Below are 20,123 nucleotides of genomic sequence, written 5' to 3'. Positions count from 1 at the left end.
TCAGCCGGTCTTGATGCGCATGAAGGTGACGGAGTTCGCGGGGAAGGTGTACGTGAAGGTGTCGTCGATCCCCTCGAGAGTGGAGCTGCGGGGCCTGATCGGCTGGTCGGTGGAGGTGTTGACCGCGTCCGGGTCGCCCTGGAGCGTGGTCAGCCGGGCCTTGGACGCCACGTCGGCGTGGCGGCCGAGGTCGATCTCCGTACGGGCGGGGGCGTCCTGGGCGTTGACGACCTTGACGATGAGCTCGCCGGTCGCCTTGTCGCGGGTGACGACCTGGCGGAAGGGCTCGGCGGTCTTGTCGTCGGTGAAGCTGCCCCACTCCTTCCCGTCCAGGAACAGGGTCACCTGCCGGCCGCGCACCTTGACCTCGATGTCGTACGTACGGCCGCTCTCGATGGTCGTACCGCGCTCTATGAGCGTCTGCTTGGCGCCGCCCGCGGCCTTCTCCACGACGGAGCGGGTGTTGCCCCAGCCGCCGAGGTTCCACCAGTAGTAGTTGCCGGTGTCCTTGACTCCGAAGGCGACGAGGAAGCCCTCCTTGCCGGACTTCTTCGTGGCCTTCAGCTTCAGGTCGTAGTCGTGCCAGGCGGCGTCGCCCGCCGTGACGAGGGTGTTCTCGGCGGCGGCGTCGGACTGGACGTACGCACCGTCCTGGACGGACCAGGAGCCGGTGCCGGCCGCCTTCGTCCAGCGGCTGTCACCACCGGAGAAGTCGTCGGTGAACAGGCTTTCGCCGTCCGCCGACGTGACCCGCACGTCGTCGTACGCGGCGGCCGTCGCCCAGGTGGACAGGCCGACGGCGCCGGTGATCGGGCCACTGACGGCGGGGGTGCCGGACGCGCGGCTCGGTACCACCTCGTCGCCGACGTTGTTCATGAAGAGCTTCTGCGTCTCGTAGCTGGCACTGCCCCACGAGTCGGTGTTGTCGAACCAGATCATGTCGGGCCGCCACTGCGCGTCGTTGGTGTCGGCGAGGAGCGGGGCGTACGAGGCGAGCTTGACGACGTCCGCGTTGCGTTCGAGGCCGGTCATGAAGGCGGCTTCGGCGAGGGCGTTGGAGAAGCGGTTGTCCAGGGACGCGTATTCGCCGAGGAAGACCTTGGGGCCCTTGCGGTCGTAGGCGTCGTAGCGGTCGTTGTTCTCCAGGAACCACTGCGGGCTGTTGTAGTAGTGCTCGTCGACCATGGCGACATCGGCGTCGCGGTTCAGCTGCCAGGCGCGGTCGAAGATGGTGCCGCTGTCGTCGGGGCCGGAGTTGCTGATGACGGTGATGTCCGGGTACTTCGCCTCGATGGCCTTGCGGAACTCGGTGAAGCGCGCGAAGAACTCGTCGGGGAGGTTCTCCTCGTTGCCGACCTCCAGGTGGGTCAGGCCGAAGGGCCTGGGGTGGCCCATCCGCGCCCGCTTCTTGCCCCACGGGGAGGACACGGGCCCGTTGGCGAACTCGATGAGGTCGAGCGTGTCCTGGATGTGGCGCCGGAGCAGCGCGGGGTCGTCGGTCGCCTTGTTCTCGCCGCAGCCGGTGACGAGGGCGGGGACGACGGGCAGGGCCATCGCGCCGATGTCCTCGGCGTACTGGAAGTACTCGTAGTAACCGAGGCCGTAGGTCTGGTTGTAGCCCCAGAAGTTGGCGTTCACCGCCCGCTCCTCGACCGGCCCGACGGTGTCCTTCCACTGATAGGACCGCTTGCGCTCGAAGTTCGGGGCCTCGTACGCCTCGTGGCTGCCGGTGTTGACCAGGCAGCCGCCGGGGAAGCGCAGGAAGCCGGGCTTCAGGGCGGCTATCTTCTCGGCGAGGTCCTTGCGCAGGCCGTTCGGCCGGCCCTTGTAGGTGTCGCGGGGGAAGAGCGAGACCATGTCGAGCCGTACGGTGCCACTGCCGCCGGCGGTGACGGCGAGCCGGCCGGCCTCGCCGGTCGTGCGGGCGGTGAGTGTTCCGGTGTACTTGGCCCAGCGGTCGCCGCGTGCCGTGATGCGCAGGGGCTTCGCCAACTGGGTGGAACCGTCCCGCAGTTCGACGCTGAGCGGCGTTCCGCCCGCGCGGTCGGTGCGCGCCCACACCGAGAAGTCGTACTTCTTGCCGGCCTGCACGGCGATCCCCGCGTTGTAGCCGGAGTTCGCGATGCCGAAGCGGCCGCCGCTGCCGTCGCCGTCGCCGTTGAGGTCGAGCCGCAGGTAGCGCCGGTTGCGCTCGTTCAGGCGCCCGGCGTCGTCCACGACGCGCGCCGTGCCGGTCGCCGCGCCGCTCGCGGTCTCGCTCCAGGCGGTCAGCGGGGTGTACGCGCGGTTGTCGACGCGGTCGTACTCGAAGGAACGATTCTGCACGAGTTCGGCGTACAGGCCGCCGTCGGCGGCGTGGTTGATGTCCTCGTAGAACACGCCGTACATCGAGTCGTCGATCGCGGGCCCGGTCCCTGCCGGGTCGACGTCGATCGAGTAGTCGGCCGCTTCCGCCGCGGCCGGGGCTTCGGTGGGTGCGACGACGAGTGCGGCCGTCAGACCGGTGAGTACGGCCGCGACGGCGAGACCGCGTCCGGGCCTTCTCGGACCTTGCATCTGGGCTCCTGATGTCTCGTTCGAAATATCGGACATTGACCACAATCCCGAACGAGAACATAGGCAGGCGCCCGCAGAAGGTCAACTCCTCTGCATCATGAGGAAATTCTTTCGTGACGGATTACGCGCGGCGCCGGAGGCTGACGTCCGCGTCAGCGGGGTAGCCCTGGGTCCAGCGGCGCCCGGCGTCCGACGTCCACGTGACGTGGACGGTGCCGCCGTCGGTCCTGACGCGGTCCACCGTGATCGTGCGCTCCCCGCTGCGTACGTCACCGCGCCGCAGCTCGCCCGCCTTGACGGTCGGGTGCGTGTCCTCGGCCTGCGCCTCGGCCGCGTCGGCCGCCCGCAGAAGCGCCGTGGCCAGCTCCCGGGCCTGCGCGGGGGTGGCGACCAGGGGGACGTACGCACTGCCCCGCGCACCGATGTGGATCTGCCCCGCCTCCGCGTTCACGGACGGTCCCGGGGCGACCTCGACGAGGGCCGCCGGGCCGTCCGGGGCGGTGTGCATGCGGATGTCGGGCATGTTTCTCTCCTCGGGCGTGCGTGCCCGCCGTGACCGTGCCGGCGGGCGCTTCGGGAACGCCCTCCATGATCCCCCGGCTCCCGGTCCCCGGACCTGCGGGTCGTGGGCACGCTCCCCGGGCCCCGGCCACTACCAGTCGCCGTCGGCCACCGGCCTGCCCGGTGCGTCACCGAGCGGCTTCACCTGGTGCGGCGACGGCTGCTGCCACGGCGTGTGGTCCTCGCCCAGCCACTCGCCGACCGGCTTCACCCCGCCCAGGGTGTCCGTGGCCGCCAAGTCCTCGCCGTCGGCGTCGTAGTAGTCGAACCAGGGCAGGCCCGCCCGGGTGTACGCGGCCCGGTCCACGGGGGACGGCGGAGGCTCTTCGCCGGTGATGCGCCGCCACTCAGGGGGCGTCACCAGGTGGACGAAGACCCGGCCGGACGGCTCGTCGGCCCAGTCGGAAGCGGGCCGGTCGTCCTTGTAGACCTCCTGGCGCATGGAGCCGCCCACGCCGAGCCCCATCGCCGCCGCCCGGGGCCGGGGAGCGCCGCCCGGCCCGCTGCCGGGCCCGGCGGACATCAGGGCCGGGGGCGGCGCGGCGGCCCCGGGGGCCGCCATGCCGTACCCTGCCGTCGGACCGTGGCCCTCCCCCGGGACCGGATGCTCCGCCGCCCGCCTCTGCTGCTCCCGCCACGCCGCCAGCGGGCCGTCCTTGAGCGGCCACGCCTGCAGTTGCAGCCCGCCCCACTTCTCCTCACCGGTGACCTGGCCCTCCACGGTCGCGCCCATCCCCAGCGGCACCGCGACGAACTGCCGCACCGTGCCCGTCCCGGAGTTGATCCCGTCGAGCCACGGCTGGCGCGGCAGCACCAGGTAGTTCTGCGGGTCCCGTGACAGCCCGCCGCTCCACGGCTTCCCCGACACCGCGCAGACCTTCCCCGCCCCCACCCGGAGGGCGCCCGGCTCCGCGGTCCCGGCGAAGCTCAGCCACATCGCCTCCCGCAGACGCACGGGCAGCATGACGCCGCCTCTGGCCGACCACTCCGGGGGCACCGTGCCGGCGTAGTCCTCGACCCTGCGCAGCGGGAAGCCGCCCAGGCCCGGCGGCAGCGGGTGCGTCCCCTTCTCGGGCAGACGCAGCGTACGTACGAAACGCACCCGCGCCCCGCCCGGCAGCAGCAGGCTGTCCCCGTCGATCCGTACCGTCGCACCGGTCACCGGCGCACTCCCCTCACCTCGGTACCCCTGATCACTTCCCCCCGCTACCACGACCGCGCCGTACCGTCCGGTTCCGGCCGGAGGGCGACGCGGGGCCGGGGCGCCCGGCGTGCCGCCCGAATTGCGGCGACGCCCGCTTCGAGGGCCACTGTCAGTGAGCGGGTGCACACTGGCCCGTGTCCGAGACAACGGCGTCCTGGAGGTGTCGGCCATGACCGACGTACTGCTCACCGTGGGAACACGCAAAGGACTCTTCACCGGCCGCAGGCGCGGCGGCGTATGGGAGTTCGACGGACCGCATTTCAACGCGCAGGCGGTGTACTCGCTCGCCATCGACACCCGCGGTGCGGTGCCCAGACTGCTCGCCGGCGGGGACAGCGCGCACTGGGGCCCCTCGGTCTTCCACTCCGACGACCTGGGCGCGACCTGGGCCGAACCGAAGCGGCCCGCCGTGAAGTTCCCGGAGTTCACCGGCGCGTCGCTGGAGCGGGTCTGGCAGCTGCACCCGGCGGGGCCCGAGGCGCCCGACGTGGTGTACGCGGGCACGGAGCCGGCCGCGCTGTTCCGGTCCGAGGACCGCGGCGAGTCCTTCGAGCTCGTACGGCCGCTGTGGGAGCACCCGACGCGCTCGCAGTGGGTGCCGGGCGGTGGCGGCGAAGGGCTGCACACGGTCGTCACCGATCCGCGTGACACCCGGGCCGTGACGGTCGCGGTGTCCACGGCCGGGGTGTTCCGCTCGCTGGACGGCGGGGCGAGCTGGGCGGCGTCCAACAAGGGGGTGTCGGCGGTGTTCCTGCCCGATCCGGACCCCGAGTTCGGCCAGTGCGTACACAAGATCGTCCAGGACGCGGCCGACCCCGACCGGCTGTACCTGCAGAACCACTGGGGGGTGTTCCGCAGTGACGACGCCGGGGCCAACTGGTCCGACATCGGGGCGGGGCTGCCCTCGACGTTCGGCTTCGCCGCCGCGTCGCATCCGCACCGCGCGGACACGGCGTACCTCTTCCCCATCACCGCGGACTCCGACCGGGTGCCCGCCGGAAACAAGTGCCGGGTCTACCGGACCGGGGACGCGGGCCGGAGCTGGGAGCCGCTGTCGGCCGGACTGCCGCAGGAGCCGCATTACGGAACGGTGCTGCGCGACGCGCTCTGCACGGACGACGCCGATCCGGCGGGGGTGTACTTCGGCAATCGCAACGGCGAGCTCTTCGCGAGCGCGGACGACGGGGACAGCTGGCAACTGCTCGCCTCCCACCTGCCGGACGTGCTGTGCGTACGGGCTGCGGCCGTCGGCTGACCGACGCGGGCCGGCCACCGGGACGCCGCTCCGGACCGGTTCGGCCCCGAAGGCCCCGTCCGGGCCGTGCGGGTCGAAGTTCTCGGGCGCGGGGCGCCGGGCGGCCGGCCGGCGCAGCGCTCCTCAACGGCCTTCGGCAGCCCTTCGGGGCCGCAGCAGCAGACCAGCGCGCCCGGACCGGGAAGGGCCCCGGACCGGGAAGGGCCCCGGACCGGGAAGGGCCCCGGACCGGGAAGGGACAGCCCGTACACCGGGCGGCTGCCCTACGGCAGCCGCCAGTCCACCGGCTGGGCCCCCTGGCGGACCAGGAGTTCGTTGGTGCGGCTGAAGGGCCGTGAACCGAAGAAACCGCGGTCCGCCGACATGGGAGAGGGATGGGCGGACTCGATCGCCGGCAGGCCGCCGAGGAACGGCCGCAGATTACGGGCGTCACGCCCCCACAGCACCGGGACCAGCGGCTTGCCGCGGGCCACCAGAGCGCGGATGGCCTGCTCGGTCACTTCCTCCCAGCCTTTGCCGCGATGGGCCGCGGGCTTGCGGGGCGCCGTGGTGAGTGCCCTGTTGAGCAGCAGCACGCCCTGACGCGTCCAGGGCGTCAGATCACCGTTGGAGGGCCGGGGCAGCCCGAGGTCCGTGTGCAGCTCCCTGAAGATGTTCTCCAGGCTGCCGGGCACAGGGGAGACGTCCGGCGCGACCGCGAAGCTCAGCCCGATGGCCATGCCCGGAGTCGGGTACGGATCCTGCCCCACGATCAGGACGCGGACCTCGTCGAAGGGCTGCTGGAAGGCCCGCAGGACATGTGCTCCGGCGGGCAGGTAGGTACGGCCGGCCGCGATTTCCGCACGCAGGAAATCGCCCATCGCGGCGATGCGCCCGGCCACGGGGCGCAACGCTTCCGCCCACCCGGGCTCGACAAGTTCGTTCAACGGTAGTGCTGCCACGGCATGTCACTCTACTGGCGCACTGGACGCCCTCCCGCACCCAGCGGCGACCGTGGGCCCGGGTGGAGGCCGGCAGGTCCGTCCCGGTCCACCGGTGCCGGGGCCGTGGCGGTGCCGGGCCGGGCCGATGCGGTGCGGTGCCGGGGCCGACGGCCGACTGGCCCGGGCGCACCAGGCCCGGGATAGGCTGCCGCCGTCACTGCCTCTTCTTCCTGGAGACGGTTCATGGGGTCACGCAGGCGTTCGCCGGAAAGCAGCGGTACCCGTTGCGCCCGGTGATCAGGCGGCCCGGCTCCCGCCATCGGCGCGGCCCGGCCCCCTCGTTCGGGAAGCCGCGCCGTCAACTCACCGGCGCCGCCATGGGGTTCAGCTCCTCCCCGGCGTCCGAGGCGCGGCCGGCGGGCCGGTGGCTGCCGTGACGCCGTGGGTGCTGGGGGTCGACTCCGGCGGATCGGGGCTGCGGGTGGCCCTCGCGAGCACCTCGGACACCGGGGCCGTCGGGCGCACGGAGACCGCGGTGTCGCGTGAGCCCGTACGGACGGGCCCCTCCGGAATCGACGCGGCGCACCTGCTGGACCATCTGCTGCCCATGACGCGCGCGCTCCTCGACGGCGCCGGGGACGGCGCCGCGTCCCCCGTCACGATCGGCGCCGCCGCGGTCGGCGCCGCCGGGATGGCGACTCTCGGCGGCGATCTGCGCGCCCGGCTGCCCGGAGCGCTGGAGAGCGCGCTGGGGGTACGGCGTCTCGCGCTGGCCGCCGACGCCGTCACGGCGTACGCCGGAGCGCTCGGCCTGCGGCCGGGTGCGGTGGTCGCGGCCGGAACCGGGCTGATCGCGCTCGGTACGGACCTGTCCGCCTGGCGCAGGGCCGACGGCTGGGGGCATCTGCTCGGCGACTGCGGCAGCGGGGCCTGGATCGGCCGGGCCGGGCTCGAAGCGGCGATGCGCGCCCACGACGGGCGGCGCGGCGGCTCCCCCGCCCTGCTGGCCCGCGTGGAAGCGGTGTTCGGGCCCGCGCCCGAACTGCCCGGCCTGCTCTACCCGCGCACCGACCGGCCCGCCGTACTCGCCTCGTTCGCACCGGAAGTGGCCCGCTGCGCCGCCGCGGATCCCGCCGACCCCGTCGCGGCGGGCATCCTGCGGGAGGCGGCCGGGCACATCGCCGACGCCGCCGCTGCCGTCTGCCCGCCGTCCGGGGAGTGCGACGTCGCGTTCACCGGCGGTCTGCTCAAGACGGGCGACGCCCTGCTCGTCCCCCTGCGGGCCGCGCTCGCCGAGCGGCTGCCGCACGCGCGTACCGTCCCGGCCGCGGGAGATCCGCTGGCGGGGGCCGTGCGCGTCGCCGCTTCGCTCACCAGGCGGGGCCTGCGGCTGCCGGCCGACGGACGCCTGCTGCACGTACCGGCGGAGCAGGGTAGCCGAAGTCGAGGCGACTCACGGGACAAACTGGCACAGACACCGCTCGAACGCCCCCTCCCCGAACAGGACACCACCCGAACGCAGTAGCATGCGGCGCCATGAGCTCCCCCACTGGGCCCGCATCCGGCCTGCCTGTACGAATGCCGCGACCCCGCCAGCCCGGACGGCACCGCCGGCCGGAACCCGTGGTGGCGCCCGAGGGCGCGCCCGCGTTCGTCCTCGCCGTCCCCGGCACCCCGGGCAGCGCGTCGCGCAGCCTGGCGGAGGAAGTCGTCAGCATCGCCCGTTCCGAGCTGCCCGGCCTCGTCGCCAGGATCGGCTACCTCGACGGCGACGACGACGAGTACCCCACGCTCGAGAGCGTCCTCGCGCACACCGCCGCCGAGCGCACCGCCCGCTACGAGCAGGCGCTCGCCGCGGGCCGCGAGGCGGCCGAGCCGCAGGGACCGGCCGCCGTCGTGGTGCCGCTCCTCGCCGGCCCCGAGAACGCCCTGATGCGCCGCATACGGCAGGCCGTCATGGACAGCCGCACCGCCGTCGAGCTGACCGACGTCCTCGGCCCGCACCCGCTGCTCGCCGAGGCCCTGCACGTGCGCCTCTCCGAGACCGGTCTGGCCCGCGCCGACCGCGCCAGGCTGTTCACGGTCACCACCGCGGCCGACGGCATCATCCTGGCCACCGTGGGCGGCGACGAGGCCGTGCAGGCCGCCGGCATCACCGGCATGCTGCTGGCCGCGCGCCTCGCCGTACCGGTGATGGCCGCCGCGCTGGACGAGGAGGGTTCGGTCGCCGCCGTCGCGGAGCAGCTGCGCGGTTCCGGTTCGGCCCAGCTCGCCCTGGCGCCGTACGTGATCGGCCCCGAGGTTCCCGACAGCCTCCTGGACGCGGCCGTCAAGGAGGCGGACTGCGCGGCCGCCGAGCCGCTGGGCGCCTACCCGGCGATCGGCAAGCTCGCCCTGTCGCACTACACGACGGCTCTGGGCATCGCCCCGCAGCAGCTCGCGCAGGGCATGCCGGTCCACTGAGCAGAGCCCTCCTGCCGCACGCCGACCGCGGTACGGGGAGAGGGAGAGCGGCCGAGGGCCCGCACCGGACGACCGGTGCGGGCCCTCGGCCGTGTGCCGGCCGCGCGTGTCAGCGCGTCAGCCGAAGACGACGCAGGAGGCCGCGGGCACCTCGACGGAGCCCGCCCGGCGCGGGATGCCCGTCTCCTGGTCGATGTCGAACCAGGTGACGTCCCCCGACCGCTCGTTGGCGGCGTAGAGCCTGCTCCCCGAGGGGTCCAGGGCGAGATCGCGCGGCCAGTGGCCGCCGCACCCCACCGTCGTCACGAACTCCGCCTTCGCCCCCGACGGGTCGAGCGCGAGCACGGCGATGCTGTCGTGCCCGCGGTTGGCCGCCCACAGGAAGCGCCCGTCGTGGGCGACGACGACCTCGGAGGGGTACGTCGCCACGTCCGCGCCCGGCTCCACGACAGGGGTCTCGCCGAGCGGTACGAGCACTCCGGACTCGGCGTCCCAGCGGCAGACGGTGACGGCCGGCTCCAGCTCGCCCAGGACGTACGCGTGGCTGCCGTCGGGGTGGAAGGCCAGGTGGCGGGGGCCGGTGCCCGGCCGCAGCGCGGTCTCGGTGTGCACGCGCAGCGTCCCGGGGGGTGCGGCGAGTTCGCAGACCCGTACGGAGTCGGTGCCGAGGTCGACGCTGAGCACCCACCGCCCCGTGGGGTCGGGCAGCACCTGGTGGGCGTGCGGCCCGCCCTGGCGGTCCTGGCGTGGGCCGCTGCCGCGGTGGTGCAGGACGCCGGTGGCCTCCTCCGGCGCGCCGTCCGCGCCGACGGGGAGCACCGTGACGCTGCCCGAGCCGTAGTTGGCGGTCACCAGGTGCCCGCCGGCGAGCGTGAGGTGGGTGGGTGCGGCACCGCCCACGGCCACCGGCGCGCCGACCGGGAGCGGGGCGCCGTCGCCGGTCACGTCGAAGGCCGCGGCCGCCCCGTCCTCGGTCTCGCTCACCGCGTACAGGACCGTGCCGCCGGGAGCGAGTACGAGGAACGACGGGTCGGCGACGGCGTCGGTCGCCCCCAGTACGGTGAGTGCGCCCGTCTCCCGGTCCACGGCGGCGGCGACGATCCCGCGCCCCCCTGCCGAGGTGAACGACCCTATGAATGCCCGCCCGGCCTCGTTGCTGCTGCTCACCGTGGAGCCCCTTTCCGCCAGTTGACCGCGCACAGCCACGAGAGCCGTGACAGCTTTGATCACATTCTGCCGGGCAGACGCTAGCAGCCGGTCCGGACCGGCTCGCCGCCTCGCGCGGGCGAGCGCCCGGGGCCCCGGCAGGACCCCGGTCCGGGCGCCTACGAGGGGACGAGCGGCGCGCGCGGTGAGGTGCGCAGGGGGGTGGCGAGGTCGGCGAGCGCCCTCTCCAGCCCGTGCAGGTGGTGCAGCGCGGCCTCGGCACCGGGGTGGTGGGCGACGGATGTCTGGACCCTGGGCGCCGGCGCGGCGGCCGGCCGGCCGGCGGGCGGCACCAAGGCCTCGACGGCGGCCTCCACGCGCCAGCAGGCCGCTGCCAGGCGGGCGTCGTGCGACGCCTGCGGGTCGGCCGCGACCGAGGCGAGCCCGCGCACCTCACGGGCGCAGTCGTCCAGCAGGGCCAAGATCCGGCGGGCGCGGGCCTTGCGGCCGCGCAGCGGGTTCAGGGGGTGGACGAGCGGGGCCAGGGAGAGCCGCACCCGGCCGAGTACCACCTCCAGCTCGGCGGCGAGCGGAGCCGGGTCGGCGTCCGGGTCGCCGGCCAGGCGGCGCGCGGCGGCGGTGGTGCAGCCGTGCACGCTGTGCACGGCGCGTTCGATCCAGGCGTTGGTCGCGGCGTGCGTCGTGACGGGCAGTACGAAAGCCACGGCCAGCACCGCGCCCATGGCGCCGACACCGGTCTCCGCGAGGCGCAGCGCGAGCAGGCCCGGCTCCAGCACCCCCAGCAGTCCGTACAGCAGGGCCACCATCAGCGTCACCGCGGTCATCATCCAGCTGTACGAGACCGGGGCGGTGTAGAAGATCCCGAAGACGCACACCGCCACGAGCGCGGCCGTGGGGGCCACCGCTCCGTGCAGCGGCAGGGCGAGGAGGAGCCCGGCGGCGATGCCGACGACCGTACCGAGGACGCGCCGGAAGCCGCGGACCAGGGTTTCGCCCCGCGAGGAGGTGTTCACGAAGATCCACCAGGCGGCGCCGACGGCCCAGTACCAGCGCCCCTCGGACAGGACCTGGCCCACCACGAGGGCGAACCCGCCCGCGACGACGACCTGAACCGCCTGGCGGGTGGTGATCCGGGCGAGGCCCGATCCGGCCGGCAGGGCCGGGGCGGCGACGGGCGGCGGCAGTCTCCGCTCGTAGCACCACAGGCCGAAACGGACGCCCGAGGAGGCGAGCAGGGCGAGGGCGACGGCGGAGTACAGGCCGGGCAGCTGCCCGGGCACGGTGTGCAGGAACTGCGCCACGAAGAAGGTCATGAAGGCGAAGACGCCCAGGGAGTGGCCCCGCGGTCCCCAGCGCCGGGCGTACACGCCGAGGCCGGCGACGGCGAGGAACGCCACGTCGCGCAGGAGCGGCACGTCGTGCAGTCCTGCCGCGAGAGCGAGCACCGGGAAGCCGACGACGGGCAGCAGGGCGGTGGTGGCGGCCTGGCCGCGGACCGTCGCGTCGGTGACCGTGAAGAGGGCGAGGAGCGCGGCGAGTCCGCCGGTGATGACCGCGGGGAGGGTGTGGCCGGTGAGGCCGCACACGGCGACCGCCAGACCGATACCGAGGACGGACCGGGTGGCGCTGCGCAGCCGCAGCCACCCGGGATCCGGCGCCACGAACATCCTCTTCACCACTGCTTTCCGCCCCGCCTTCACCCCGGCATGAAAAAGGCGCCACGGAGTCCGCGGCGCCATCGACCTCCCCATCAGAACACCTGTGACCCCAGTGGCTCAAGTGATCCACGAACTACTGGGCCATTGGCTCAGCGAAGCTCGTCGGTCACGGCCACGAGGCAGGCCAACGGACCACGGATCCGGGACCGGGCTCCGGGGCCCGGGGCCCGGTCCCGGAGCGGCGACGGCGACGGCGACGGCGACGGCGACGGCGACGGCGACGGTCCCCGGCCGCCGAGGCGGCCGGCCGGCGCGTGTCCGGCGGGCCGGCCGCGATTCAGCCGGCGGCCGGCCAGGTGATCCATTCGGGCGGGACCGTCTCGTCCAGCCGCCGGACGTGGCGCGGGGTGAGCACACCGCGGCCGAGCAGCCCCGCGGCCACCAGCCGTGCCACGTCGATCGCGCCCGCGGGACGGAAGTGGGTGTTGTCCTGCTTGCCCCCGGGGTGGTGGGGCGACTCGCCGGGACCGAGCCAGAGGAAGAGGTCCTTGGTGCGCTCGGGCCCGAGTACCTGCCACCGGGCGAGGCTCGCCGCCTGCGTGTCGACGAGCGCCACGCCCTCGGCGGCCGCGAGTGCGCGCATCGCCGCCGGGTACTCGCCGTGGGTGGGCAGGGCGCTGCCCCCGGCGTCGAACCTGCGGCGTTCCACGGAGGTGAGGAGTACGGGCCGCGCCCCTCGGTCGCGCGCCTCCTTCACGTACCGCTTCAGGTAGTCCTGGTAGGTGGTCCAGGGGTCGGTGTGCCGGTCGTCGTCCTTCGCGTCGTTGTGACCGAACTGGATGAGGAGCCAGTCGCCGGGGCGCAGCGCGCCGGACAGCGCGTCGAGACGCCCCTCCTCCACGAAGCTGCGCGAGCTGCGTCCGTTCACCGCGTGGTTGGCGACTGCGAGGTGCGGCGTGAGGAAGACCGGCAGGGCCATGCCCCAGCCGGTCTCGGGGGCCGCGTCCGCCGTCTTCTGCGCGGCTGTCGAGTCGCCGGCGATGTGGACCGTGCGGCGGCGGGGATGCCTGTCGCCGCCGGGACGGGTGAGGGCGCCCGCGGGTTCTGAGACGGCCAGGGTCAGGGGCAGCGCGGCGGCCGCCGCCACCAGCCGCCTGCGGGACATCTGCATGTCGGGTGCCTTTCCGGGACTGTGTTCGGGCTCTCGGGCCGGTGCGGCCCCTTCGGTGCTGTCGTCACTGCCGCTGTCGCTACTGCCGCTGTCGCTGTCGCTGCTTCTGCTGCTGCTTCCACTCCGCCTGGGACTCGTTGAGCAAGCCGGCCAGCGTGTCCGCGAACCGCTGGGCGGTGACCTCGCCGAGCAGCAGCTCCTGGAAGTCCAGTTCGGTGCCGGCCTTGCTGATGTGGTTCCAGTCCGGCAAGTGGTACGGAGGCTGAACGACCTCCGTCCGCGGGTCGTTCAGCGACCTCATGGCCGCCTTGACGGGCTTGACCTCGTTGATCCAGGCGTCGCCCATGGCGTCCTTGTTCGCGGGGATGGAGCCGGCCTCCTGGTTCCAGAGGCTGTTCATCTCGTGCGAGGCGGCGAATTCGATGAACTTCCAGGCGGCCGCCTTGTTCTTGCTGCTCCTGAAGAGACCGAGCCCGTCGACCGGGTGGGAGACGACGGTGCGCGGGCCGCCGTCGGTGGCCGGGGGCAGCGGGGACCCGTCGATCCCGTCCTCGCCGAACGCCTCCACATGATCGGCGTACGACCCGAGGTTGTGCTGCAGCATGCCGATCTCGCCCTGGCCGAACTGGGCGACCATCGCGGCGAAGTCGTTGTTCAGGTCGGCCGACGGCGTCACCTTCTCGTAGAGGCCGACGTACTTCTCCAGCGCCCTGACGTTCTCCGGGTGGTTGACGGTGGTCCTGTCGCCGTTCCAGAAGGTGCCGACGCCCGACTGCGCGTACATCATGTCGAGCGCCTGGGCCACCGATCCGGCGCCGCCGCGCAGGGTGAAGCCGAACTCGTTCCGCCCGGTGTCCGTGAGCCTCTCGGCGGCGCTGTAGAACTGGCCCCAGGTGCCGGGCGCCTTCAGACCCGCCGCCCGGAACAGGTCGGTGCGGTACCAGAGGACGCCCTGGTTCCCGGAGGTCGGTACGGAGTACAGCTCCTCGCCCCTGCCCCCGGCCGACGCGACGCTCTCGACCATGCTCTCCGAGAGCCTGCCCCGCAGTCCGCTGTCCTCGATCCGCCGGCCGACCGGTTCGAGCGCGTCCTGCGCCACCATGCCGGCGAGGTAGGACGTGCCGACACCACCGACGTCGGGCAGGCCGCCGCCCGCGATGGCCTTGTCGTACTTCGACTGCACGTCCGCGAGGGGGACCGGGACGTACGTGACGTCGATGTCCGGGTTCTCCTTCTCGAACGCGTCGATGATCTTCTGCCACACCGCCGTGCGGGCACCGCCGTTGTTGTCCCAGAAGGTGATCCCGCCCTTGCCGGAACCCTCCTTCCCGCTGTTGTAGCCACTGCCGTCGTCACCACAGGCTGTCGCGGTCAGGGCCAGCACCACCGCGGTCAGCGACGCCACGGCCGCCCTCCCCGCCCTGTGGTGCTTCATCCGTGTGGCCGGTTCTTCCTCCGGATTCGGTCGGTCGCGGGCAGGGGAGGGCGTCCTGGGGACGAAGGGCATCGGCGCTCTTCCGTATCTCACGTATCGCGTCTCGTATATGACGTACGAAGTACGACGCGATGAAACTAGGACCGCGCTTGTGTTTCGTCAATGCTTCGCACACGACAAGTTCCGTACTTTTTCAGCGAGTTGGGGTTGGCACACCTGCCGCACCCGTGTACGGAGGGGCTGCTTCTCCGAGGAGGGCCGGGAAGCGCACTGGCTCAGCGCACCTCGCCGGTACCGGGCCATTGGTACAGTCGAGAGACGGAGGTCCGCGCCGGAGGGAGATCAACGGAACATGGCGGTGGACGAGCTCGACACCCGCATCCTGCGACTGCTCATCGAGCAGCCCCGCACCAGCGTGCGCGAGTACGCCCGGGTCCTCGGCATCGCCCGCGGGACGCTCCAGGCCCGGCTCGACCGGCTGGAGCGCGACGGCGTGATCACCGGCACGGGCCCGGCCCTGTCCCCCGCCGCGCTCGGCCACCCGGTGCTCGCCTTCGTGCACGTCGAGGTCACCCAGGGGCACCTGGACGAGGTCGGCGACGCGCTGGCGGCCGTGCCCGAGATCATCGAGGCGTTCTCCATCACCGGTGGCGGCGACCTGCTGACGCGGGTGGCGGCGCGCGACAACGGGCACCTGGAGGACGTCATCCAGCGGCTGATCCAGATTCCCGGCGTGGTGCGGACACGGACCGAGGTGGCGCTGCGCGAGCGGGTGCCGCACCGGCTGCTCCCGCTGGTCGAGTCGGTGGGCAGGGCGGCCGCGAAGCAGCGGTGACCGGCGGCTTGGCATGCTGGAGCCATGAGCACCCCGCCCCGCACCTCGGTCGTCTTCGATCTCGACGGCACCCTCGTGGACAGCGAGCCGAACTACTACCGGGCCGGCCGGCAGCTGCTCGCCCAGTACGGCGTCACGGACTTCACCTGGGAGGAGCACACCCGCTTCATCGGCATCGGCACCCGCGAGACGCTGGCGGCCCTGCGGGAGCAGTACGGGATCACCGCACCGCTCGACGAGATGCTCGCCGGGAAGAACCGGCTCTACCTGGAGCTGGCGGCCGCCGCCACCGAGGTGTTCCCCGAGATGCGGAAGTTCGTGGAGCGGCTGCACGCCGAGGGGATCCCGACGATCGTGGCCTCGGGCTCCTCCCGCGCCGCCATCGAGGCGGTGCTCGCGGGCACCGGCCTGGACGCCCTGATCACCGCGGTCGTCTCCGCCGAGGAGGTCCCGCACGGCAAGCCCGCGCCCGACGTCTTCCTGGAGGCCGCCCGCAGGCTCGGCGCCGCCCCCGCCGACTGCGTGGTCCTGGAGGACGCCCCGGCGGGAGCGGCGGCGGCGCACGCCGCGGGCATGCGCTGCGTCGCCGTGCCCTATGTGCGCGGGACGGCGGACGACCCGGCGTTCGCCACGGCCGGGCTGCTCTTCCCCGGCGGCCAGAGCGAGTTCACGGCGCGGGCCGCGTACGACTGGCTCGGGCAGTCGCCGTCGCCCGCCCCGTCGGCCGGGCGGCGTGCGCGCCGGGTTCGCCGTGGGTGACCGTCCCGGCCCCGGTGGTCAGGGCGGGTTCGGCGGGCATCCGCTCCGCCCAATGGGGGACGGGCCCGGACCCGGGCGGCTCACCGAGCCGGTGCGCGGCGGCGTCCGGTCTCCGTGCCCGGCGGGCTCTGGACCGCCGGGCACGGGGACCGGTCAGGTGCTCCTCGGTACGTGAGGGCGCGGCGCGGCGCCGATTCCGAGCAGGTGGACGCTGACGCCAATGCCGATGAGCATGGCGGCGCCGATTTTTCCGGCCGATTTTCCGGCCGATTTCTCCGGCTCGTTCTCCGGAAGGCTCCATGGGATCTGCCGCCGTACTCGTCACCGGTCGCGGGGAGACCGCCGTACGGATCCTCCGCGCCGCGGCCGAAACCGGCATGCGCACCGTGGCGGTGCACGCCGAGGACGACGCGGACGCGGCGCGCGTCCGACCGGCCGAGCGGCGAACCCGGCGGCATGGCCCGGTGGGCACGGCGCCCCTGGGCTGCCGCAAGGAGCCGACGGCCGTCGCGGATCGGAACGAGCGGCGGGCGGCGCCCGTTCGCCGGCACCTGACGAGGCGGCGGATTACCGGCCCTTCACACATACCCCACCGTTCCCGCGCGGCGGACTTGATGCGAGCATGCCGTTCGGCAGTATTCACACAACGAGGGAAACGGAGCACCATACGTGAAAACTGGGGGCATATCATTCCGCCGGTGGGGGACGGCGCTGGTCGCGTCGACGGCGGCATTCGCGGTGATCACACCCACCACCACCGCCCAGGCGGCCACCGGTCCTTCCGTCAGCGCGAAGGGCGCGTTCCTGCTCGACAGCAAGCCGAACAAGACGCTGTGGAGCAAGTCCGCCGACACCAAGCGGCAGATGGCCAGCACGACGAAGGTCATGACCGCCGTCGTGGTGCTGGAGACCCGGGGGGTCGACCTCAACAAGAAGATCACCGTCAAGCAGAGCTACCGCGACTACGTCGCGCGCAACGGCGCGAGCACGGCCGATCTGCGCACGGGTGACAAGCTGACGGTCCGTCAGCTGTTGTACGGGCTGATGCTGCCGTCGGGCTGCGACGCCGCGTACGCCCTCGCCGACACGTTCGGCACGGGCAGCACCCAGGCCGCCCGTACGAAGTCGTTCATCTCCAAGATGAACAAGAAGGCTTCCGACCTGGGGATGCGCAACACCACGTACGACTCCTTCGACGGCGTTTCGCGGGCCGGGAACAACCTGACCACGCCCCGCGACTCGGCCAAGCTGGCCCGGCGCGCCCTCGGGAACTCGACGTTCGGGGCGGTCGTGAAGGCGACCAGCACGAAGCAGAAGGCCACCAACGGCCGGGTCTACACCTGGTACAACACGAACCAGCTGCTCGGTTCGTACAGCGGTGCCATCGGCATCAAGACCGGTACCGGTTCCGTCGCGGGCCCCTGCCTGGTGTTCGCCGCCAAGCGGGGCGACCGCACGGTCGTGGGGGTCGTCCTCAACGACGCCAACCGCTACACGGACGCCAAGAAGATGCTGGACTGGGCGTTCAAGACGCGCACGTCGATGAAGCTGCGCACGCTCCCGGCGGGAGCCGAGCAGGACTAGTCGCACGCGGTGAGAGCGCCCCGGCCGGATCATCTCCGGTCGGGGCGTTTTTGCCGTACCGGCAAGGACGTTTCCCACCGAGCGGGGTCCGGGCGCAGTATCTCCGGTGAAAGGGAGGTACTGCACATGACTTTTGACGTTGTGGTCGTCGGTGGCGGCGCCGCGGGGCTCAGCGGGGCCCTGACCCTGGCCCGGGCCCGCCGCTCGGTGCTGGTGATCGACTCGGGCCGGCCGCGCAACGCGCCGGCGGCCCACGCCCACGGTTACCTGACGCGCGACGGCGTGGCCCCCGCTCAGCTGCTGGCCGAGGGACGGGCGGAGGTGACCGGTTACGGCGGGGAGATCGTCACGGGCAACGTCGTGGCGGCGGAGCGCCTGGACGAGGGGGGCTTCCGTGTCGTACTCGAGGACGGGTCGGCGGTCACGGCGCGCCGGCTGCTGGTGACCACCGGGCTGGCCGACGAGCTTCCGGACGTGCCCGGTGTGGCCGAGCGGTGGGGGCGCGAGGTGCTGCACTGCCCGTACTGCCACGGCTGGGAGGTGCGTGACCAGCCGGTCGCCGTCCTGGCCACGGGGCCGCTCTCGGTGCACCAGGCGCTGATGTGGCGGCAGTGGAGCAAGGACGTGACGTTCTTCCTGCACACCGCGCCCGAGCCGGGCGACGAGGAGTACGAGCAGCTCGCCGCCCGCGAGATCGCCGTGGTGGACGGCCGGGTGGCTGGCCTGGAGGTGACGGACGACCGGCTCACGGGGGTGACCCTGGAGGACGGCAGGGTCTTCCCCTGCCGGGCCGCCGTGGTCGCGCCGCGCTTCACCGCACGGGCCGCTTTCCTCACCGCGCTGGGCCTGGAGGCGACCGAGCAGGAGAAGGACGGGCACGTCATCGGCAGTTACGTCGCCGCCGACGCGACCGGGGCGACGGCGGTGCCGGGGGTGTGGGTGGCCGGCAACGTCACCAACCTGACCGAGCAGGTCATCGGCGCCGCCGGCGCGGGCGTGCGCGCCGGGGTGGCGCTCAACGCGGACCTGATCGCCGAGGAGACGCGCCGGGCGGTCGCCGCCCGGCGCCGGGCAGGGTGACCGGGGGCGTCCGTACCCCCTGGGGGGTGTCCCGCTCCCAGGGGGCTTTCCCCCTCACCTTCGGCTTCGGCTTCGGCGCGTGCCGGACCGGGCCGCCCGTCGCCGTCACCCGAACGGTTCGCGGCCTCCCCCGGCCCGGCCCCGCCGTCCGCCACGGCGTCTTCGGCCCCGGTCACGGCTTGAGCAGGGCCTTGATCATGCCGTCCTGCTTCGCCTGGAACGTCCTGTACGCCTGGGGCCCGTCCTCCAGCGGCAGGGTGTGGGTGGCGAACCCCTCGACCCCCAGCGGGTCCTCGTCACCGAGGAGCGGCAGGATGTCGTCCACCCAGCGGTGCACGTTGGCCTGGCCCATCCGGAGCTGGATCTGCTTGTCGAAGAGCGTCAGCATCGGCATCGGGTCCGCCATGCCGCCGTACACACCGGACAGGGAGATCGTCCCGCCCCGGCGCACCACGTCGATCGCGGTGTACAGGGCGTGCAGCCGGTCGACCCCGGCGTGTTCCATCACCCGTTGCGCGACCGGGTCGGGCAGCAGGCCGGCCGCCCACTGCGCGGCCTTGGCGACGGGTGCGCCGTGGGCCTCCATGCCTACGGCGTCGATCACGGAGTCGGTGCCCCGGCCGCCGGTCAGATCGCGGACGGCGTCGGGGAGGCCCTTCCCGTAACTGCGCAGGTCGAGCGTTCGGACGCCCCGGGCGCCCGCGCGGCTCAGCCGCTCCGGCACCAGGTCGACGCCGATCACCAGGCTCGCGCCCCGGTGGAGGGCGATGCGGGCCGCCATTTCACCGATCGGTCCCAGACCGAGGACGGTCACGGTGCCGCCGGGCGGAATCGCCGCGTACTCGACGGCCTGCCAGGCGGTGGGCAGTACGTCGGAGAGGTAGACGAACCGTTCGTCGGGCGGCCCCTCGGGCACCTTGACCGGCAGGCTGTCACCGAACGGTACCCGCAGGAACTCCGCCTGCCCGCCCGGGACCTGGCCGTAGAGCTTGGTGTAACCGAAAAGCGCCGCGCCGGTCCCGCGCTCCCGCACCTGGGTGGTCTCGCACTGGGAGTGCAGTCCCTGTTCGCACATGAAGCAGTGCTGGCAGGAGACATTGAACGGGATCACGACCCGGTCGCCCGGCGCGAGCGCGGTCACCCCGGCGCCCACTTCCTCGACGACACCCATGGACTCGTGTCCGAGGATGTCCCCCGGATCCAGATAGGGGGACAGCACCTCGTACAGGTGGAGGTCGGAACCGCAGATGCCGGACGAGGTGACGCGTACGATCACGTCGGTCGGCTCTTTCAGCTCCGGGTCGGGCACCGTGTCCACCCGTACGTCCCGCTTTCCGTGCCAGGTCAGTGCGCGCATGGTCTCTCCCCTCGTCACCGAGTTCCTCTGACGCCCCGGGTCCCCCCTCCGGCCGCCGTCATGCCCGGCTTCGGCCGCCGTACGCGGCGGAGGCCGGGCGCGCCGGGTTTGGCCC

At 73.1% G+C, this 20,123-nt stretch carries 16 protein-coding genes and 1 pseudogene; 8 read left to right on the top strand and 9 right to left on the bottom strand.

Going from position 1 to position 20,123, the window contains the following annotated elements; genetic code table 11:
• The 3 genes from BN1555_RS30265 to BN1555_RS30255 form a co-directional block, all read right to left on the bottom strand.
• Window positions 1-2,556: an alpha-L-arabinofuranosidase C-terminal domain-containing protein gene (locus BN1555_RS30265; RefSeq protein ID WP_093802318.1), complete on the bottom strand. Its 2,556-nt coding sequence runs from the start codon at window positions 2,554-2,556 to the stop codon at window positions 1-3.
• A 121-nt stretch (window positions 2,557-2,677) separates the two neighbouring features.
• Window positions 2,678-3,079, bottom strand: coding sequence for a hypothetical protein (locus BN1555_RS30260; RefSeq protein ID WP_255306260.1), 402 nt, complete (start codon window positions 3,077-3,079; stop codon window positions 2,678-2,680).
• 129 nt (window positions 3,080-3,208) lie between these two features.
• Complete coding sequence (locus BN1555_RS30255; protein WP_093802316.1) at window positions 3,209-4,279, bottom strand: hypothetical protein; 1,071 nt, start codon at window positions 4,277-4,279, stop codon at window positions 3,209-3,211.
• A 211-nt stretch (window positions 4,280-4,490) separates the two neighbouring features.
• Between BN1555_RS30255 and BN1555_RS30250 the strand changes: the two genes are divergently transcribed.
• Window positions 4,491-5,576 (top strand): WD40/YVTN/BNR-like repeat-containing protein, encoded by a 1,086-nt coding sequence (locus BN1555_RS30250; RefSeq protein WP_093802314.1) that lies wholly within the window; start codon window positions 4,491-4,493, stop codon window positions 5,574-5,576.
• Between the two features lie 263 nt (window positions 5,577-5,839).
• Here BN1555_RS30250 and BN1555_RS30245 read toward each other — a convergent pair whose 3' ends face one another.
• Window positions 5,840-6,517 (bottom strand): uracil-DNA glycosylase, encoded by a 678-nt coding sequence (locus tag BN1555_RS30245; RefSeq protein ID WP_093802313.1) that lies wholly within the window; start codon window positions 6,515-6,517, stop codon window positions 5,840-5,842.
• Between the two features lie 406 nt (window positions 6,518-6,923).
• Between BN1555_RS30245 and BN1555_RS30240 the strand changes: the two genes are divergently transcribed.
• Both BN1555_RS30240 and BN1555_RS30235 read left to right on the top strand, forming a co-directional pair.
• Entirely contained in the window at window positions 6,924-8,024 is a 1,101-nt protein-coding gene (locus BN1555_RS30240) for an N-acetylglucosamine kinase (protein WP_255306259.1), read from the top strand.
• A gap of 11 nt (window positions 8,025-8,035) precedes the next feature.
• Window positions 8,036-8,962 carry a sirohydrochlorin chelatase gene (locus tag BN1555_RS30235; RefSeq protein ID WP_093802311.1) on the top strand — a complete coding sequence of 309 codons (927 nt, stop codon included), beginning with the start codon at window positions 8,036-8,038 and terminating at the stop codon, window positions 8,960-8,962.
• A 117-nt stretch (window positions 8,963-9,079) separates the two neighbouring features.
• Here the strand turns inward: BN1555_RS30235 and BN1555_RS30230 are convergent, their stop codons facing one another.
• The 4 genes from BN1555_RS30230 to BN1555_RS30215 all read right to left on the bottom strand — a co-directional run bounded on the left by BN1555_RS30230 (window position 9,080) and on the right by BN1555_RS30215 (window position 14,393).
• Window positions 9,080-10,129 (bottom strand): lactonase family protein, encoded by a 1,050-nt coding sequence (locus BN1555_RS30230; RefSeq protein WP_093802310.1) that lies wholly within the window; start codon window positions 10,127-10,129, stop codon window positions 9,080-9,082.
• A gap of 158 nt (window positions 10,130-10,287) precedes the next feature.
• Window positions 10,288-11,808 carry an FUSC family protein gene (locus BN1555_RS30225; protein ID WP_093802308.1) on the bottom strand — a complete coding sequence of 507 codons (1,521 nt, stop codon included), beginning with the start codon at window positions 11,806-11,808 and terminating at the stop codon, window positions 10,288-10,290.
• 316 nt (window positions 11,809-12,124) lie between these two features.
• A complete protein-coding gene (locus BN1555_RS30220; protein WP_093802306.1) occupies window positions 12,125-12,958 on the bottom strand; it encodes a rhamnogalacturonan acetylesterase in 834 nt (277 codons plus the stop codon).
• A 79-nt stretch (window positions 12,959-13,037) separates the two neighbouring features.
• Complete coding sequence (locus BN1555_RS30215) at window positions 13,038-14,393, bottom strand: ABC transporter substrate-binding protein (RefSeq protein ID WP_093802305.1); 1,356 nt, start codon at window positions 14,391-14,393, stop codon at window positions 13,038-13,040.
• 352 nt (window positions 14,394-14,745) lie between these two features.
• Between BN1555_RS30215 and BN1555_RS30210 the strand changes: the two genes are divergently transcribed.
• The 5 genes and pseudogenes from BN1555_RS30210 (at window position 14,746) to BN1555_RS30190 (ending at window position 18,651) form a co-directional block, all read left to right on the top strand.
• Window positions 14,746-15,228, top strand: coding sequence for an Lrp/AsnC family transcriptional regulator (locus BN1555_RS30210; RefSeq protein ID WP_093802303.1), 483 nt, complete (start codon window positions 14,746-14,748; stop codon window positions 15,226-15,228).
• 24 nt (window positions 15,229-15,252) lie between these two features.
• Entirely contained in the window at window positions 15,253-15,987 is a 735-nt protein-coding gene (locus tag BN1555_RS30205; protein ID WP_093802302.1) for an HAD family hydrolase, read from the top strand.
• Window positions 15,988-16,286: 299 nt separating this feature from the next.
• A pseudogene (locus BN1555_RS30200) lies at window positions 16,287-16,421 on the top strand (biotin carboxylase N-terminal domain-containing protein); the annotation flags it as partial.
• A gap of 304 nt (window positions 16,422-16,725) precedes the next feature.
• Window positions 16,726-17,571 carry a D-alanyl-D-alanine carboxypeptidase family protein gene (locus BN1555_RS30195; protein ID WP_255306258.1) on the top strand — a complete coding sequence of 282 codons (846 nt, stop codon included), beginning with the start codon at window positions 16,726-16,728 and terminating at the stop codon, window positions 17,569-17,571.
• Between the two features lie 126 nt (window positions 17,572-17,697).
• On the top strand, window positions 17,698-18,651 hold the full coding sequence (locus BN1555_RS30190) for an NAD(P)/FAD-dependent oxidoreductase (RefSeq protein ID WP_218058210.1): 954 nt from the start codon (window positions 17,698-17,700) through the stop codon (window positions 18,649-18,651).
• A 172-nt stretch (window positions 18,652-18,823) separates the two neighbouring features.
• Here BN1555_RS30190 and BN1555_RS30185 read toward each other — a convergent pair whose 3' ends face one another.
• Window positions 18,824-20,008, bottom strand: a complete 1,185-nt coding sequence (locus BN1555_RS30185; protein ID WP_093802300.1) for a zinc-dependent alcohol dehydrogenase — start codon at window positions 20,006-20,008, stop codon at window positions 18,824-18,826.
• Window positions 20,009-20,123: the final 115 nt, after the last annotated feature.

The sequence above is a fragment of the Streptomyces sp. Wb2n-11 genome (assembly GCF_001049855.1).
Classification (GTDB): domain Bacteria; phylum Actinomycetota; class Actinomycetes; order Streptomycetales; family Streptomycetaceae; genus Streptomyces; species Streptomyces altiplanensis.
The sequence above is the reverse complement of the archived record's forward strand: the minus strand, read 5'-3'. Positions and strand labels throughout refer to the sequence as shown.